The organism is Streptomyces albidicamelliae, from assembly GCF_025642175.1.
In the GTDB taxonomy this organism is placed as follows: Bacteria; Actinomycetota; Actinomycetes; order Streptomycetales; family Streptomycetaceae; genus Streptomyces; species Streptomyces albidocamelliae.
This window is the reverse complement of the sequence record NZ_CP106795.1, coordinates 1,393,587-1,410,195: the sequence shown is the minus strand read 5'-3', so window position 1 is coordinate 1,410,195 and position 16,609 is coordinate 1,393,587. Positions and strand designations below refer to the sequence as shown.

Genomic DNA, 16,609 nt, shown 5'->3' with positions numbered 1-16,609 from the left:
CCGTCTCGGTGGTCAGCGCAGCTCGGTGGCGCGGGTGCCGATGTCCAGGAACTCCACGATGGAGGTGATGTCCGCGTTGTAGACGAAGCCCCGGGTGGTCTCGCTGATGCGGTGCCCCTGCGAGGCCGCGTAGGAGCGCATGTGGCTGGGCAGCACGCTGGACATCTGGAACAGCAGCCGGGCGTACGTGTCCGGCAGCCCCTCCTCGCTGTCCGGGAAGGTGACCGGTGTGCCGCCGCTGCCGGACACGTGGAGGTTGAACAGGAGGACCGCGCCATCCGCGGTGGCGTGCGAGGCCAGCGCGATGGCGGCGCTGGTGGGGTCGCCATCGGTGGACTCGCCGTCGGTGAGGTTGAGCACGATCGGCGGGAAGCCGCTCGGGTGGGCCTCGACCCAGTTCGCGACGAGGCTGTCAGCGTAGCCGAGGGCGCGTGTCATGGGCGTGCCGCCGTTGGTCACCGGGTCCATCCAGACCGGGAACTGCACCGAGGTCTCGACCAGGCCGCCGGCGCCGTCCGGCACCTTCTTGGTACGGCTCTCCACCCGCGCCGGGTTGTTGGCGACCTCGCTCAGCGGAACGAGGTCGCGCCCGGCCAGCGCCCCCTGGAACGCGGAGCCCACGTGATTGTGTCCGTACCCGATCACGGCCACGTGGAAGTAGTCCCGTACGCCTTCCTCTTTGGCACACTTGACGGACAGTTCGGTCAGCAGCCGGTTGATCGCGTCGGAGACGACCTCGGCCCTCTGCTGCGCGACCTCACCGGCGCCCATGGGATCGCTCATGGAGGCGGACTGGTCCACGAGGAAGATGAAGCAACCCGGATTGGTTCGGCTGATCTCTGCGGTGTACGGCACTGCGCCCCCCTTGCTGTGAAGGGGATCACCATATCGAATGACCAGTGCTTTCACACTGCCTTCACAGTCTTGGTGCCGAAGGTGATCGACACTCACATGCCGTTCCACCGGCCGTCGGCATGAGCCCCCGACGGTCTGCTCGACGACGTTTGGATCCACGTGCTGCTCGGAGTCGTGAAGGAGGTTTTCGATGTCTCCGGAATCGAGGCTAGTGCCTTCACCCAGGGCAGATTCCCATCAGGGCAGATTCCCGTGATCAATGACATGCGAGGCAGTCTGCTGGTTACGTCTCGTGTGGCCACTGGGGCTGCGCGGCGCTCGGAGTGATGAACACCGCAAGGCAGCGGAACTCGCCACTTGAACCCTCCAGTTGGGTGTACTGACGCCAGGCGAGCGTGTAGGCGCCGCGCAGCACTCGGGTGTTGTCCGGGAAGGAACCGCCGGCCCACAGCAAGGTGCCGCTCAGTTGGCGCCCGTGGTGGATGCGGAACTCCTCGTCCCTGGTGGGCATCCTGCGTTGCCTGGGGCGCCACAGGGCCGCCTCGTTTGTGATGAGCAGGGCCAGCCCGTTCTGGTCCTCGCGGTCGCAGAAGCGTTCCAGCCTTGCTACGTCCCGCAGGAAGTCCCTACGTGCGACGTCTGGGGCGTTGTGTCCGCGCAAGGCGTACTCCTCGGGAGGCGTCCCTGCTGTACCCGACCATTGTCGGGTCACGTACTTGAACTCGATTGCCGTACGGCTCGCCGGCCCCAGGCACAGGAGGTCCAGGTACTCCGAGGCGTTGCTTCCGCGTACCGGGATCTCGAGACGGCACCTGACATCCGGTGCGACCTCGCCTACAGCGAGGGCGAAACTGTGCTGGAGATCGGCTTCGGAGTGGAACACCGGCCGCCGCGCGCGTAGACACTCCAGGACTGCGTCCAGCGTGGCGCTACCCGCGATCGTCTCCAGAGTGGCGGGCGGAGGCGGGGGTGTTGGCATCGGCGTGGCCATGACGCCATTGAAGACTGTGCGGCCTGCCCATGTCAGCTGACGTCGACTACCGTCGACAGGACGTCGGCCACATCGCTGGACGCCGAGGCGCTCATGATCCGGCGAACTCATCTTCAAAGGGGGCCGATACCGAGGATGCCGTCGGGCGGCAGCGATCTCCTAAAGAAGGTTGGTACGACGGAACCCGGGCTTGCTCGACTACTGGTGCAGCGGCGGGGTGCATCGTGACCGACGGTTATCGAGTCGCGCCTCGGGAGCACGTTCCGCACGCGGTACGGCCTCCTCTGATGCTGGTCAGGGTGAGGGTGATGGCCGTGCTGCACCTGCAGCGGCAGCGCCACCGGTCGGTGGTCTTCCCCGGATAGGGCTCCAACGGCTCGAACCCGGCGGCGCGTGCCTCCGCGGCGGCTGTCGCGGGATCGGTTCGGCCACCGGATCGGGGGCACTTCTTGCAGCCGGTGGTTCCAGACCGGACGGATGACAGGCGCGTCATGACCTCGTTTCCGCAGGAACAGCGGCAGCGCCAACGGTCCGTGGTACGGCCGGGGTACGGCTCCAGTGGCTCGAACCCGGCCGCTCGTACTTCGGCGGACGCACGCTCGTCGGTTGCCGAGTTGAGGGCACAGAACCGGCAGCCCTTCGAACCGCTGTTGACGTTGGAGTAGGTGGGGCTGGTTTCGCGACCGCATGTGGTGCAGCGGCACCGCCACGGTGTTTGGCTGCCCGGGTAGGGTTCAAGCGGTTGGAGTCCGGCCGCGCGCATGGTTTCCTGGGCCTTCGGCGCGTTCGTGGCGGCGCGTTTCGCCTGGGTTTCCTTTGCCCGGCAGACGCGACAGCGCTGGCCCGCGTTACGGACGGCATTGAACGTCGGACGCCCCTCGTGCCCGCAGGTCATGCAGCGCGAGGGCCAAGTCGCGTTGGTGCGGCCGGGATACGGCACGAGTGGCTCGTATCCGCAAGCCCGCATCTCAGCGGCTGCGGCCTCCGCGTCGATGAGGACCGCGGCACGTGGTCGGCCGCCAGTTCGGGGCGCATAGGGTTTTTCTGCGCTCCGTGTTTCCTCATCGACCATGGCCCAGACCTCGGCCGCCGTGATGCGGGCTGCGGAGCAGGTCTCGGTCCAGCCGTTCGGCATGATGTCGCTCGTGAGGAAAGGAATGAGTCCGGCCTGATGCAGGTGGCCCAGCACGGCCTGCTCGACGTCGTAGGCGGCTGCGCCGGTGGTGTAGTCACGGGCCTGATGCAGTTGCCAACCCTGGCGTTCGTGTTGGATGAGGCGAGAGGTGTAGCCGGTGCAGGCACCGATCCCGATCTTGACGGCTTTCCACTCCTGGTGGGTGATCACGTAAACCTTCGACGGTCCTGACAGGTCGATGCCGTGGGTGGCACAGAACTTGCATCCTCCACCAGCACGAATCTTCATGAGCGTCGGGGAGACCTCGTTGCCGCAGGTTGTGCAACGGCACCGCCACGCCGTCACCGAGGTGGCATAGGGCTCCAGCGGCTCCAGCCCGGCCGCGCGCATGGCAGCCACCGCGATGTCCGGGTCGGTCTTTCTACCCGCTGCCGCCCTCACGTCGGCACAGTGCCGACAGCCGCCCTGGCCCGCCAGAATGCCGCCCAGACTCGGTGACGTCTCACGCCCACAGCCGTTGCAGCGACACCGCCACGCCCTGTCACGACGCCCGGCGTACGGTTCGAGCGGTTCCAGGTCAGCGGCACGCATGAGGGCCTCGGCTTCGTCCGCGGGCCAGCGGCGTCGGCCACCCAGGGAGGGGGGGCAGTACGGGCATGCCCGAAGGCCGCGCCTGAGGTTACTCAACCTGATCTCGACGTCTCGGCCGCACGGGAGGTGGCGGCAGTGCCACAGCCCGCTCGGTCCCGGGTAGGACTCCAGCGGCTCGAGGTCGAAGTCCTTCGCCTCAATTGCGGCCCGGTCGCCGTCCGTGCGGGGCAGTTCGCGGCGACGCGACCATGCCCGGCTGATGCCCTGCCCGGCGTTCTTGCGCCCGCACGGGCCGCAGCCCCCTTGTCCGCCCTTGACCGACCCATGAGTGGGAGTCCCGATCGTGCCGCATGTTGTGCAGCGGCACCGCCAGGGCATGTCGGTCCCGGGATAGGGCTCCAATGGTTCCAGACCCGCCGACCTCATGAGCGCGGCGGCCTGGTCCGGATCGACCGGCGCGTTCGGCGCGCACCATCGGCACGGTCCCCCTCCGCGTTTGATGTACGAGTAGCGCGGCTTGACCTCCCGACCGCACGGCACGTGCCGGCAGCGCCAAGGGGGTGTCGCCCCGGGATACGGCTCCAGCGGTTCCAGGCCGGCCGAGCGCATCAACGCCACCACCGCCTCAGGCGGAATCGATGCCGTGCCTGAGCAGTACCGGCAGCCGCCCTGCCGGCCCGCCGCAATGTTGCCCAGCCGCGGTGACACTTCTCTCCCGCACGCTTCATGGCGGCAGCGCCAGGGCTTATCACTTCCTGGATAGGGCTCCAGTGGTTCGAGCCCGGCATCCCGCATAATCAGCACCGGATCGCGTGGATCCTTCCGCGGACGTCCCGTCGCCACCCGGCCTCCTTCTGAAGTGCCCGCTTCCGGGTTGAGGATCGCACGCGGCACTGACAATGGCCTTGTTCACGTCAGGAGCTTGGGGCGGTTCGGCGAGGTGGGCGACTCACTGGGCGGCGGTGGCGAACGCGACACGGTGTCCAGCCTGACAGGCCCTGATCCCCAGGCCGATGGCGAGGTGGGTCTTGCGATCTCCCGGAACCCGCCAGCCTCAACGCGGTACTCCAGGAGCTGCTGTCGATCCTCCAGTGACGGCGGACGATCAACTCGGGTCTCCCCGCTTCTCGCAGGGCGGCCATAGAGGTCGAAAATGTCGGGCGCGTCAGGTAGTCGGGCCATCACCATGGCTCCATGGACGATGAGCTTGTGGATGACGTAGACGCCCCGATGGATGACCCTAACGATCTGACTCGACTGCCTCAGCGCCGGTCGGAATGGGACAGCATCGCTGTTCTCGGAGGTGCTGAAGAAGACGATCTCGATCTGGCTCTCGGTTACCTGGAGGCCGGCGCCATCCTGGCGAGCCACTGGATCCGGACCGGGGCGAACGACGCTCTGCCTGTGCCGATCTACTACCAGTACCGGCACGCCATCGAACTCGCCTTGAAGTGGAACATCCGGTTGGCTGCGGCTTGTCTGCGTCGAGACGGCGTGTCGGTGCCGCCCGAGGAACTCGACAGCTTTCTAACGACGTCCCATGCGATCGCGCATCTGGCGGACCGATTCAACCAGTACCTCGGCCGGTTGATGCCGCCCCCGAACGACCGGATCGATCCGACCACTCAAGGCACCCTGGACTGGCTGCACCAGCTCGACGAGAAGGGGCAGACCTTCCGATACAGCACGGTGAAGGGTGGCAGGGGACAGGGGTTGGTGCGGGCGCGGCCGAACCAGCAGCGGGTCGACTTCGACGCGGACGTCCGGCGTCTGCATGATGCCGCTTGGATGCTGTACGCAGGCTGTTCCGGTGTCCTCGACGCGCACGCGGAGAACCAAGCCGAGTACTACGCGGAGTACAACGCCGAGTACGACGTCGAGATGCCGTCCGCCATGGACTACTGAAAGCCCCGCGCCGGTGGCCCCGCGCCGTCTGCGAGGATGCAGCCATGATGAACGAGTGGAGCGCCATCAGGGAGTTCCGCCTCTTCGAGGATGAGGACCCGGACGCGCGGCGAGACCCGGGTCCGTCGCCCCCCACGGAGCCGCCAAGGACACCTGGCGTTGAAGACCTTCCCCCGCCTGGGCAGGTTGCCTGCCGGTACTGCCGCGCCGCGTACGACCCGGGCAACCCGGACGAGGTGAAGTTGCACACCGATCCCGTGAACTGCGGGCAGTCGTGCCGGTGCGTCGGGCGTCCACGCTGTTACACCTGCGGCGGCTCGTTCTGCATGTGCGCCGCACACTGAACGTCCGGCGAGAGGACTGCTCATGCCCGAACGCGTGGACGTCGAGGGGATCAGTTAGGAAATTCTGGACCTAGCCCCGTGGTCGGAGTGGGTTCACTTGGTCGGCGCGGAAGTGCCGCAGATGCCGGGCGTCTACCTCGCCAAGCGGGGCGCGGCTGGCCCGCTCGTCTACGTCAGTATGGCAGGTGAACGCCAGGGAAAGGGTCTGCGCGGGCGGCTGCGGCGCTACACCAGCGGCAAGGCGCTGGCCTCCGGGCTCGGAGAGGCGGTCTTCGACCGGGCACTGGTCGACCCCCAGTGGCGTCGCGAGCGGCTGGCGGAGGCTGAAACCGGGCGGTCCACGCGGGCGACCAAGTGGGGCAAGACCGCGCTAGCTTGGGCGGATCTTCACGTCTGCTGGGTCGTCACCGTGAGCGGCACGGCGGCCAAAACTCTGGAGAGAAAGGTGCTAGCGCTGAATGCTATGGAGTGGTGGAACCGCGCCTGCTGACTGCTGCGCGCATCTCGTACTGGAGGACAGGGCGGCCTGGTCAGCCGCCCCGCATGCGCCGGGCATACTCCGCGTGCGGTTCCAACTCAACCGCAGCGCGTCGCGCGTCGAGCCCGTCGGGATCCTCGATCAGGTGAGTGCTTAGATTGCCGGTGAAACCTTCGCTGTTCCCGGCTTCGCCTGCTTCGTGCTCCGGGAACGGAAACACGTTGAGGGTGCCCGATTTTTTGTTTCATTGCTCCAGCTCGTGGGCTAACAACAGTCCGTCAAGCCGGTAGTCCGGGATCGTCACCCGCAGAGTTAGCTCCTCGTGGGGCCGGCTGTAGCGAACCTCCAGCCCGAAGGCACCGTAGAGCCGTCGTTGGATCTCCTCTGGGACCAGGGCGAGGTCCACATCGAGGTGCGGGAGCGCATCCAGCAGAGCCGCGTTGTCGGCGGCGCGCACAGCCTGCTTCGGCGCGCGCAGGTGAGCCAGCTGCTCGGCGAGCTGTTCACGCTGGGCGCCCAGCACGGCGTGCTCGCGTTGGATCGCGTCACGCAACTGCTTCTCCTGATCCGGGTGGAGATCGCTGGCCTCGTGGCCGCCAGGGCCGTCTGCGAGGGTGCGGATGAGACGGGCCTGGCGCTGGCCGATGGCACTGATAGTGCGCCCCAGCGCGGCCCGCTCCTTAGCGATGCGGTCGCCGGCACCGTCCGCGGACCGAGCGCCTTTGGGGGCGGCTCTGAGATGACTACGCCGATCGAGTACGAAGATCCTGGTGGCGAAGAAGCGGGAGATGGAAGCGATCAGGATCTGCTCGCGGATCCACAAGCTCTTGGGGTGATCAGGAAACCACGGCTGATCACGATGTTCGTTGGGGTCGGGCTGGCAGGCGTAGTAAGAGATCTGGTGGCGCGACTTGCCGAACATGCGGCGATCACAAGTGTCGCAGTAGACGTACGATCGCAGGACGTAGGAGCGCTTGGTGGCCGGGTGCGCGTTGGCTCCGTGGGTGGTGCGGGATCTCTGGCGTTTGCGGCCCACGGTGGAGACGGCGTCAAACAGTTCCTTGGTGACAAGAGGCTCATGGACGGGCCGGGGTGACCACACCCAGTCCTTCGGGTCGTTGTAGCGACCACCCTTCTTCATCGCCCGGCGGTTCCAGACCTGGTAGCCCGTGTACTTTGGATTGCGCAGGATCTCTCGCACGGCGGAACCGCTCCAGCACCCCAGGGCCACATCGGGGCGGGTCGGCTCCGGAGGTGGGTAAGCTGCTAGGTCCAGGTTCAGACGGTCGGCGATGGCGTCGTAACCGAGCTTATCCAGCCCGCGAAGCTGGAAGATAAAGGTGACCGCTGAGGCCCGCGGCGGGTCGGGGATGAGCCGGTGCTTGGTACGGCCCTCAGCTCGGCGAGCCGGAACGGGGTGAGGCACCTTCTCCGCCAGGTAGCCGTAGGGAGGCTTCCCCACGTTCCAGCCCTGGGAGATGTGCTCGATGAAGCCGTCCCAGGACAGCTCGAGCATCTGGAGCACGTACCACTCGGAGACGGCCTGCTTGATGCGCCGGGTGAGGGTCGGTGTGGCGAGTTTGGCCCTGGGACCGGTGACGATCGGCTCGTCAGCGGCGCACAGGGCGATTCCAGCTTGCTCCAGCTCGTACTCGATCTTCGTGCCGAAGTAAGTGCGGCGGGCGATGCGTTCGATCGACTCGCAAATAACGGCAGCGAAGCGGCGATTGGGGCGTTGGGCCTCTTTGAGGAGGTCGGTGACGCTGCCGTCGCGTGGGATGGGGATCTTGAGGTTCTGGTGGGCTAGGGAGTTACCTCGCTCGTGCAGTTCCTTGCGGCCGGACTCTACGTCGTAGAAGTGGGCGACGATCACCCAGCCGGCCGGCAGAGCGGCTCTGGCGTTGCGCAGCTGTCGGGGCAGCGACAACGTGGGGTCCTGGGTGTCCTCTGTGGAGGTTCGGCCGAGCCAGGCAACCGGGACAGTCACTGGGGGCGCCGCTGCGTCCGGGATGCCATCGGTGGCCCAGGGGCGGCCGGGTACGGGAGGTGCCCAGGGCGACCGGGGGGCAGGTGGGGTGACGGTCATGTGGTGTCCCCCTCCGTGCGGGAAGGCGTAGGGCGGGCCGTTTCGGCCTGTCTGCCTTCCGCTGGGACGCTGTGGCGGGCGTAGAGCCACTTCATCACCTCGCGGATCGCGGCGCTTTGGCGCTGGGCCAGCGGGTAAGCGTCCTCGCCGTCGACAATGACGTACTCCACGAGCACCCGCGGACCCCCGGCCGGGCAGGGCCCTTTCGGGGCGACGCTGCCGGTTGCCATGGACGGAGGCTCAGCCTCGGCCGTGTTGTCAAGGATGCCGTCCGACGTGTCGGCTAGAAGACGCGAGAGCTGATTCACGGTCACTCCGGTAACTATGGGGGCCCAGCCCTATTCTGATGGTGAGTAGATAGTAGAAATTCGACGCGGCACATTGTCGCCGTCTCGACGGCCCGCATGAACTCCCCTGAAAACAATTCCGCGCCCCAGTCGCAGATAATCCCGGAGCCTCAAATGTTTCGTCTCGGCTCTTGCTAGATAGGCCAGGGGACGGTGTCGGGCCTGGGGCGCGACTAGGCCCCGGCCACGGGTGTCACGGTCCGCGACGACATGCGTCAGGAGGTCTTCCGTCCGCTCCCCGTCCACCTCGGTGCGCTGGACGAGACCCTGACGTGGTGCGGCGAAGCCGCCGAGGCAGCCGACACCCGCGTCGACATCGAACTGACCGTTCAGGACGGCACACTGCACATCGTGTCCACACCGGACTTTCGCCGAGCAGGTCGAGGAACTGAGCGAAGACAGCACAACCAGTGGTCAACAGATCAGAGGCTGGGCCGACTCTTGTGACGACCCACCGGCGGTGCTGCGACGCAGCCGAGCCCTGACGGTTCGCGATCTTGTGCGAGGGAGGGCCTTTGTCAGAGGTCGTCCGTAGCATGTGGGTTACCTGGAGGAGGTGCTGTGGCCGTACCTGTCGCGCAGCAACGCAAGTTGACCCAGCGTTCCGGCAATATCTGCGCCTTTCCCGGATGCGACTTACTGCTGACGGCGCAGGGGACACCGGAGGACCCCGTTGTGGTGCTTGGCGAGATGGCCCACATCGTGGCGGAGAGCCCGAATGGTCCGCGGGGCGATTCACCGTTGACGCCGGAGGAGCGCAATCGGTACGAGAACCTGATCTTGCTGTGCAATCAGCATCACCAGCTGATCGACTCCGAAGGTGCGCTGGCGAAGTACACGGTGGAGCGTCTGCACGCCATGAAGGAGACTCACGAACAGCGGATTGAGCGCAGGCTTGGCGGGCGTTCCAACGTGCCGACGGAGCTGCCCCCGATGGTCAACGACACCGTGTACAGCAACGTGCTGCCGGTTACGCAGATGCCGCGCTACATCTACGGAGCCCCTTGCTCTGTCGGCCGGGAGAACGAGGTCCGGCCAGCCGCGGCATCTGCTGGGACGATGACGCCATTCATCCTGCGTGAGGGGCGGTTGTGGGCATTCCAGGACTTGCGTGACACCAGCAACCCGTTCGCCGATGTGGTGGCGTGCACGGAGACCGAGCGCTTCTCCACCAAGGAGTGGTGGACGGATCCCGACAGACTGGGGTGGTACGTCGCGCTGCTGAACCGGTCGCTGAACAAACTCACCGGACGTCTCGGACTGCGGCTTGACCACGACCACCACCGCTACTACTTCGAACCGGAGGCTGCTGGTGTTGAACGCTCCGTGCCGTACCGGCCGTTGAATGCCAGCAGGGCGACCCGGAGCGTCGTATGGCAGCCCAAGAAGCGAGCGACCGGGGAGGCTCGCAACTATTGGCTTCACCGTGCTGTTTCGCTGCGCTTCTTCCTCATCGGTGACAACCAGTGGTGCCTGAGCGTCAGACCCGAGTTGCGTGTCACCTCCGACGGCTTCGAGTCCATACAGGCCAAGTACATCGGGCGGCAGGTGACCCGGAAGAAGTCCCGCCTCTTCAACCACGACCTCCTGGGCGAAGTGCAGTTCTGGCGGGACTTCCTCGGTAGGAGCACTCCGCGGATTTTCTTCCCCTTCGGCACGGACAGGCAGAATTTGATCGTCTCGACATCGCTGAGTAGCGGACAGGTGCGCTGGCCGGGCATTCCCGCCGAGCACGACATGCCCTTCAAGAACGTCGACTACGTGGACGACCTCTTCACCTGGGCCGAGGCGGAGGGTCTGAGCGACGAAGATGATGCCGCCGACGAAGACGACGACGCGGAGGAAACGCTGCGATGACGGCACGCCCTGCTCCACCGAGGATCTCGCCCGCTGGCTCCCCGTCGCTCATCGCTAGCACCTACTTTCCCGAACCGCTGCTGCAGTTTGCCAACGACGGCCTGCACATTGACCCCAAGGCCGGCATCGCACGCTACGGGCCGCGTTCCTGGACGGCATCGGGTCGCCATCCCGCCCGGCTGCGCGTGGGGCTGATCGGTACTGCGGAGCTCGTCGAGGCGGCCCGTACCTGGATGAGCAGTCGCGCCGAGGGCGTACGCGGGGATCTGAACAACCCGGAGTTCCCTGGGTGGATGGCCGACCGCGGGTTCTTCTCGTCGCTGGAATTCGACGACGCGTGGAATGAAGAACTGGGGCAGACCGAACTGCGTCAGGTACTGGAGATCAAGTCGCAGAAGGACCGCTTCCACGCTGCCTTGACCCTGTTCGAGGCCAAGTTCCGGCAGTTGGCAGAGCGTGACAGCGTCCCCGACTACGTCGTGATCGCGCTGTCCGATCAGATCGTGACGCGCTGCGGCACGGCCGACTACACCGGCAAAGAGACCGGCGCGGTCCATCGCGACCTGCGCCGGGCTCTCAAGGCGAGCGCCATGAAGTTCCGCATACCAACGCAGATCGTCCGAGCGCCCACGCTCGACGGGCGCGACAGGACACCGCCCTCCCGCATCGCCTGGAACTTCTTCACCGCGATGTACTGCAAGGCGGGAGGCTATCCGTGGAGTCCGTACGGCCTCACGCCTGGGACCTGCTACGTCGGCATCGGCTTCTATCGGCCGCTGGGTAGCGCGGATGCGACGATGCAGACCAGCCTCGTGCAGGCGTTTGACGCGAGAGGGGAAGGACTGGTTCTCCGGGGACACGAATTCGAGTGGGATCCGAACAAGACCGGGAGCCGTTCGCCTCACCTGACGGCTGACGGCGCGCACCAGCTGATGGCCCTGGTACTCGACCGGTACGAGGCAGCCATGAAGCAGACCCCGGCTCGCATCGTGGTCCACAAGACCTCGCGCTACTGGCCGGACGAACGTGAGGGCTTCCGCGCGGCGATCGAGTCCCGTGTGCGGCGCTACGACCTGATGGCGCTTGAGGTGCAGAGCCGGGTACGTCTCATCACCACATCGAAGTATCCGCCGCTGCGCGGAACCCGTTTCACTTTCGGTGACTTGGACTACCTGTACACGACGGGCTACATATCCGCGCTCAACGAGTTCCACGGGATGCACGTTCCGGCGCCGCTCCAGGTCGCTGACCATGTCGGACAGGATTCTTCGCGAGATGCTCTGCTGAAGGAAGTCCTCGCGCTCACGAAGCTCAATTGGAACTCGGCCGCATTGGGCGGACTCCTGCCGATCACGATCAAGTTCTCCGGGCTGGTCGGCGAGATCATGAGGGAGATCCCCGCAGACCGGGAGCCACTGCCTCAGTTCAAGTTCTATATCTGAATGCACGAGGTGCGGGCCTCGGGCAACGCCCCCTTCTCGTCAGCTCCCTGCCGGCGAAACAGCCGTACGGCCTGCGGCACTCGGCGCTGTCCACCTGGCTGTACGTTGGCGCGACCCGCCCGAGGTCCCCTGAGGGCGTCGAAACAGCGGTGAGGTTCTCCTGTCCCTGGACGCTTTGTCTTATGACCGGCGCGGCTCAGCGGTCAGTACTGCTCGGTCTCCACGAAGCCCGCGTCCGCGTCGAAGGCGGCGGCGGGCGGGTTGAATCCGGGCGGGCTGTCCTTCAGGGCCAGGCCCATCCCGGGGAACTTTTCCATGACCTCGTCGATGGACTTCGCACCGAAGTTGCGGATGTCCAGGAGGTCAGCCTCGGAGCGCTGAACCAGTCGATCGGGCCTCGGCACACGTTCTTCACGTGCCTCGTGCTGGTTGCGGAAACAATTCTCCGCCCGTCCGACGTTGTCGATCTCCTATGCGATAACGGGGGTGGTCGGCTTGAAGTTGTTCCGGACGGATGCATCGAAATGTGGCGTGAGCGAGGTCATGCCGCGTCTTGCTGAGGTCGAAGCAGATGTGCAGGGTCTCGTCGAGGCGCACATGGAGACGCTGCTAGGCGTCCGTTTCCTGGCGAGTGAGTACGGCACCGGGCCGGTCCACAAGGGCCGGATCGATTCGCTCGGGCTGGACGAGAACGGATCGCCGGTCATCGTCGAGTACAAGCGCGGCATCGACGCCGGCGTCATCAACCAGGGCCTGTTCTACCTGGCGTGGCTAATGGACCACCGTGCCGAGTTCGAGCACCTGGTCCTCGACCGGCTCGGGATGAGGGCCGCGTCCCAGGTCTTGTGGAGCAGCCCTCGCCTGATCTGTATCGCCGGCGACTTCACGCGTTACGACGTGCATGCCGTGCACGAGCACCGGCGGTCGATCGACCTGGTTCGCTACCGACTGTTCGGGAGCGACCTGCTCGGGCTTGAGACCGTGGCGTCCGGGAGCGGCGGCATGCAGGCGGCACGCCGAGCCCGCCGCCAGGCGGTTGCCCGGGCGACAGCCGGCATCCAGGACGCGTCGATGGTTGAGCTGGCGAGCGCGGTCGATGAGGCATTGCTCGGGCTCGGGGACGGTGTGAACCGCGTCGAGCGCAAAACGTACCGGGCGTACCAGCGGCTGCGGAACTTCGCCTGCCTCTGTCCGCCGCAGCGGAGCAAGCTGCTGGTCTACCTGAAGGTTTACCCGAAGGACGTCGACCTTGTCCCGGGATTCACCCGGGACGTCTCCGGTCTCGGTCACCATGGGACGGGTGATCTGGAGGTGCAGTTGCGTACGCCGAGGGATGTGGAGCGGGCGCAAAATCTGTTCCTGGCGAGCTACGCGGCAGCGTGACTCGTCCCTTCTGTGGCCTGCCCAAGGGCTGAGCCTGTGGCGGGTGTTTGCCTGGCTCCTGGCGACTCCGATTCTTCCGACGCTCCAGCTGCGTGACCATGCAGTGCCCGAGCGGTAGGAGTGCACCTTCCGCGCGCAGGTTCCTGCACCAGAGCGACGATGAAGGGGCAGCATCATGGACGTGGTCGAGCGCTGGACCGGCCGCTACGCCTGCCTGCTGCAGTCTGCCTTACGCCTCGGCAACGAACGCAGTCGAGAACATCGACGTCATGTGGGTCCCAAGAAACTCGGTCCCCCGCTTCATCCCCGTCGATACGATCTTCCCACCCATCCTGGCTGTCCTGGAGGAGCAGACGTGACGCAGCAGAACGCGGAGGAGCAGCCGGGCATCGCCGCGGCCATCGTCGTCAGCGAGGGGCGCGTGCTCATGGTGCGGCGCCAGGTCAGCGAGGGACAGCTCTCGTGGCAGTTCCCGGCCGGCGAAATTGAGCCGGGTGAGAGCCGCGAAGACGCCGCCGTACGAGAGACCCACGAGGAGACCGGGGTGGAGGTGGTTGCCATGAAGCTGCTCGGCGAGCGGGTCCACCCGAAGACGGGTCGGTTGATGTCGTACACGGCCTGTGAGGTGGTGGGCGGTACTGCCTATGTCGCGGACGCCGAGGAGTTGGCTGAGCTTGCGTGGGTCGCCCATGACGATATTCCGCAGTACGTGCCATATGGGCTGTTTGAGCCGGTGCAAGCGCATCTGGACGCAGTCATGGCAACCTGAGTGGTTCCAGCTCAAATGGGTGATCTCTTGAGCTCGAGTAAGTGCGTTGGAATCAAGGCTGGAACCGGGGCGTGGCTGGTGGAGGCGGACCTCAACCTCGGTGAGCAGAACCTGCCTGCCCCTCGTGGTGAAAGCCTAGGTGGGTAGACAGCACCGGCCACCGCATCGACATCGAGATGAGCGCGAGCGTCCTCCAGGCCGAGAAGGACCTCAGCCGCCCGAAAATTCGCCTGTGTTCCGGGTTGTTCAGGTGCCCCATTCCATCCGCACGGGCTCGCGGGCTGCGGCGAGGGCGCCGTCGAAGTCGGCGAGGCGTTCGGCGAGGGTGGTGGTGGCGATGCGGGGCGGTAGGGCCGCCGAGAACTTCAGGCCGCGGACTGCCCGCGGGTCAACGGTGGGCAGGGTGAGGGAGTCGGGGAGCTCGGCGCGGGCGGTTTTCCAGTCGGTGGGGGAGAGGTCCTGACGGAGGCGGACATGGGTGTCAGTGGGGCGCTGTACGGGGTCGGCGAGGCTGCCGAGGGAGGCGGTGAGGGTGGCGTTGGCGCGGTACCCGGCCCAGGTCCACCAGCGGGTGGCGTCCGCGTCGCGGACCAGTAGGGTGCCCGCCGGGTGTACTTCGTGGGGTGCGCGGTCCATGCGGAGTTCAGCAAGGGCCGCGACGGCGCGGCGGGTGAGGCGGACGTCGGGATCCGTGCCGAGCAGGACGTCGCGCATGGCGCGGGTGAGGACGTAGGAGAGCCCGCGGGCTTCGCTGCCCTGCCATTTGGCGATGCCGCCGTCCTCGACGGGTTCCACGAAGGCACGGCGTCGGGCCCAGTCGATGAACGTGACTTGCCAGCTGCGGCCGGCCAGCAGCAGGCGGCGCGGGCCCGGTCGTTCTTCGGTGAGGACGGTGGGGTCGGTGGTGCCGATCTCGGTGCGTCCAGCGAGCACCGTGAACTCAGGGGGTGCGGTGAAGGAGGCGGTCAGCTCCATGAAGTGCCGACGGCCGAAGAGCTTCTCGGCTTCGGAGCCGATGAACAGCATGCCGCCGTCGCTGTCGAGGAAGCCTTCCGCGACCAGGTGCGACAGGAGGGGCGCGGCAGACTGGTCGAAGGGAGCCAGGCCGTTCCACTGCTCGGGCCACAACCGGTCGCCGACGCGGTGTTCCTGCAGGGTGACGGCGAGGAGCTGCTGAGCGACGAGATGGCGGGGTGAGTGGGGCGGGGTGACGGGTTCCACCCAGCCACGGGCCCACAGAGAGAGCAGGCCGGCGGCTTGGAGCAGGTTGTCGGGCCGGGTGGCGAGGAACAGGCAGTTGCGGGATGTGCCGGCGCGACGCCCGGTGCGGCCGATGCGCTGCAGGAACGAGGCCACTGTGCTGGGTGAGTCGATCTGGATGACACGGTCGAGGTCGCCGACGTCGATGCCGAGTTCCAGGGTGGAGGTGGAGACGATGACGCAGTCGCGGGCTTCGGCGAATGCCTGCTCAGAGCGTGCGCGTTCGTCGGTGGACAGTGAGGCGTGTGAGAGGAACACGGTGACGTCGCGGGCGCGCAGTGCCGCACCGAGTTCTTCCACCTGCTTGCGAGAGTCGCAGAAGACGAGCCGTTTCTCGCCCCGGTGCAGGGCGGAGATCACCTTGGCGGCGTTGGCGAGCGATCCGACGTAGTCGAGCTCCACCTCTCCTGCGGGGCGCGGGGGTTCGGTGGTTCCGGTTGTGGCGGGCAGAGTGACGCCGGGGGCGACGACCCGGCCAGGGCGGTCGGCGGGGCGTGCGCCCTGGAGCCAGGTGAGCAGGGTGTCGGGGTTGCCGACTGTGGCGGACAGGCCGATGCGCTGGATGCGGTGGCCGGCGAGCCGTTCCAGGCGTTCGAGTACGGCGAGCAGGTGCCAGCCGCGGTCGTCCCCGGCGAAGGCGTGCACCTCATCGACGACGACGGCACGCACCCGGCCCAGCATGTGTGCGTGGTCGGTCTTGACGCTGATGAGCATCGCTTCGAGGGACTCGGGTGTGGTGAGCAGGAAGTCGGGGGATTCGGTGCGGATGCGACGGCGTACGGACTCGGGGGTGTCGCCGTGCCAGAGGGCGGCTCGGCGCCCCAGCCACTGGGCGTAGCTGTCGACTCGGTGCACCAGGTTGTTCAGGAGCGCCTTGAGCGGGGCCAGGTAGAGGACGGAGGTGCCGGTCCAGCGCTGCTCTCGCATGGCGGACAGCAGGGGGAAGGTGGCGGCCTCCGTCTTCCCGCCCGCCGTCGGCGCGAGCAGGATCGCGTCCTCGCCGTTCATCAGCGGGCGCACGGACGCCTTCTGCAGCGGGCGCAGATCGGGCCACCCAAGCGTGTTGACGATGTGATGCAGGACTACCGGGTCGAGGCGCTCCAGCGGGTCGGTGCCGCGCGGCTGCTCCTGCACGTCTGCAACTCCCGGGCTATTCGTCAGAGTTC

General features: G+C 66.6%; 12 protein-coding genes and 3 pseudogenes. 7 read left to right on the top strand and 8 right to left on the bottom strand.

Translation table 11 applies throughout. The features are described 5' to 3' along the window. Positions 1 to 12 precede the first annotated feature (12 nt). The 4 genes and pseudogenes from N8I86_RS06595 to N8I86_RS38985 all read right to left on the bottom strand — a co-directional run. A complete protein-coding gene (locus N8I86_RS06595) occupies positions 13 to 855 on the bottom strand; it encodes a vWA domain-containing protein (protein WP_100572672.1) in 843 nt (280 codons plus the stop codon). Between the two features lie 283 nt (positions 856 to 1,138). Further along, a complete protein-coding gene (locus N8I86_RS06590; RefSeq protein ID WP_263277365.1) occupies positions 1,139 to 1,516 on the bottom strand; it encodes a hypothetical protein in 378 nt (125 codons plus the stop codon). Positions 1,517 to 2,081: 565 nt separating this feature from the next. Further along, the gene (locus tag N8I86_RS06585) at positions 2,082 to 3,422 is read right to left on the bottom strand and encodes a hypothetical protein (RefSeq protein ID WP_263277364.1); all 1,341 of its coding nucleotides are present in this window, start codon (positions 3,420 to 3,422) and stop codon (positions 2,082 to 2,084) included. A 1,099-nt stretch (positions 3,423 to 4,521) separates the two neighbouring features. Beyond that, positions 4,522 to 4,602 (bottom strand): annotated as a pseudogene (locus tag N8I86_RS38985) (AAA family ATPase); the annotation flags it as partial. Between the two features lie 164 nt (positions 4,603 to 4,766). On the opposite strand from N8I86_RS38985, the gene N8I86_RS06575 reads away from it, so the two are divergent. Further along, positions 4,767 to 5,477, top strand: coding sequence for a hypothetical protein (locus N8I86_RS06575; RefSeq protein ID WP_263277363.1), 711 nt, complete (start codon positions 4,767 to 4,769; stop codon positions 5,475 to 5,477). Between the two features lie 441 nt (positions 5,478 to 5,918). Further along, a complete protein-coding gene (locus N8I86_RS06570; protein WP_263277362.1) occupies positions 5,919 to 6,311 on the top strand; it encodes a hypothetical protein in 393 nt (130 codons plus the stop codon). 232 nt (positions 6,312 to 6,543) lie between these two features. Here the strand turns inward: N8I86_RS06570 and N8I86_RS06565 are convergent, their stop codons facing one another. Together N8I86_RS06565 and N8I86_RS06560 are read right to left on the bottom strand one after the other, a co-directional pair. Then, positions 6,544 to 8,226, bottom strand: a complete 1,683-nt coding sequence (locus N8I86_RS06565; protein ID WP_263277361.1) for a recombinase family protein — start codon at positions 8,224 to 8,226, stop codon at positions 6,544 to 6,546. Between the two features lie 155 nt (positions 8,227 to 8,381). After that, on the bottom strand, positions 8,382 to 8,699 hold the full coding sequence (locus tag N8I86_RS06560) for a hypothetical protein (protein ID WP_263277360.1): 318 nt from the start codon (positions 8,697 to 8,699) through the stop codon (positions 8,382 to 8,384). A 594-nt stretch (positions 8,700 to 9,293) separates the two neighbouring features. On the opposite strand from N8I86_RS06560, the gene N8I86_RS06555 reads away from it, so the two are divergent. Both N8I86_RS06555 and N8I86_RS06550 read left to right on the top strand, forming a co-directional pair. Next, entirely contained in the window at positions 9,294 to 10,589 is a 1,296-nt protein-coding gene (locus N8I86_RS06555; RefSeq protein WP_263277359.1) for an HNH endonuclease, read from the top strand. After that, positions 10,586 to 12,031 (top strand): argonaute/piwi family protein, encoded by a 1,446-nt coding sequence (locus tag N8I86_RS06550; RefSeq protein ID WP_263277358.1) that lies wholly within the window; start codon positions 10,586 to 10,588, stop codon positions 12,029 to 12,031. Before N8I86_RS06555 ends, N8I86_RS06550 begins: the two co-directional genes overlap by 4 nt. Before the next feature lie 203 nt (positions 12,032 to 12,234). Here the strand turns inward: N8I86_RS06550 and N8I86_RS06545 are convergent. Beyond that, positions 12,235 to 12,501, bottom strand: a pseudogene (locus N8I86_RS06545) (DNA-directed RNA polymerase subunit alpha C-terminal domain-containing protein); the annotation flags it as partial. Positions 12,502 to 12,517: 16 nt separating this feature from the next. On the opposite strand from N8I86_RS06545, the gene N8I86_RS06540 reads away from it, so the two are divergent. The 3 genes and pseudogenes from N8I86_RS06540 (at position 12,518) to N8I86_RS06535 (ending at position 14,183) form a co-directional block, all read left to right on the top strand. After that, a complete protein-coding gene (locus tag N8I86_RS06540; RefSeq protein WP_263280076.1) occupies positions 12,518 to 13,414 on the top strand; it encodes a DUF5655 domain-containing protein in 897 nt (298 codons plus the stop codon). Positions 13,415 to 13,650: 236 nt separating this feature from the next. Next, positions 13,651 to 13,773, top strand: a pseudogene (locus tag N8I86_RS39275) (NUDIX hydrolase); the annotation flags it as partial. Beyond that, positions 13,770 to 14,183, top strand: a complete 414-nt coding sequence (locus N8I86_RS06535) for an NUDIX hydrolase (RefSeq protein ID WP_263277357.1) — start codon at positions 13,770 to 13,772, stop codon at positions 14,181 to 14,183. The pseudogene N8I86_RS39275 and the gene N8I86_RS06535, both read left to right, overlap by 4 nt. A gap of 246 nt (positions 14,184 to 14,429) precedes the next feature. Here the strand turns inward: N8I86_RS06535 and N8I86_RS06530 are convergent, their stop codons facing one another. Then, entirely contained in the window at positions 14,430 to 16,577 is a 2,148-nt protein-coding gene (locus N8I86_RS06530) for a DEAD/DEAH box helicase (RefSeq protein ID WP_263277356.1), read from the bottom strand. Positions 16,578 to 16,609: the final 32 nt, after the last annotated feature.

What these genes read in the sequence shown, in the direction of transcription:
- N8I86_RS06550 (WP_263277358.1), top strand. Translation starts at nt 10,586, where the DNA reads ATGACGGCACGCCCTGCTCCACCGAGGATCTCGCCCGCTGGCTCCCCG.
- N8I86_RS06575 (WP_263277363.1), top strand. Translation starts at nt 4,767, where the DNA reads ATGGACGATGAGCTTGTGGATGACGTAGACGCCCCGATGGATGACCCT.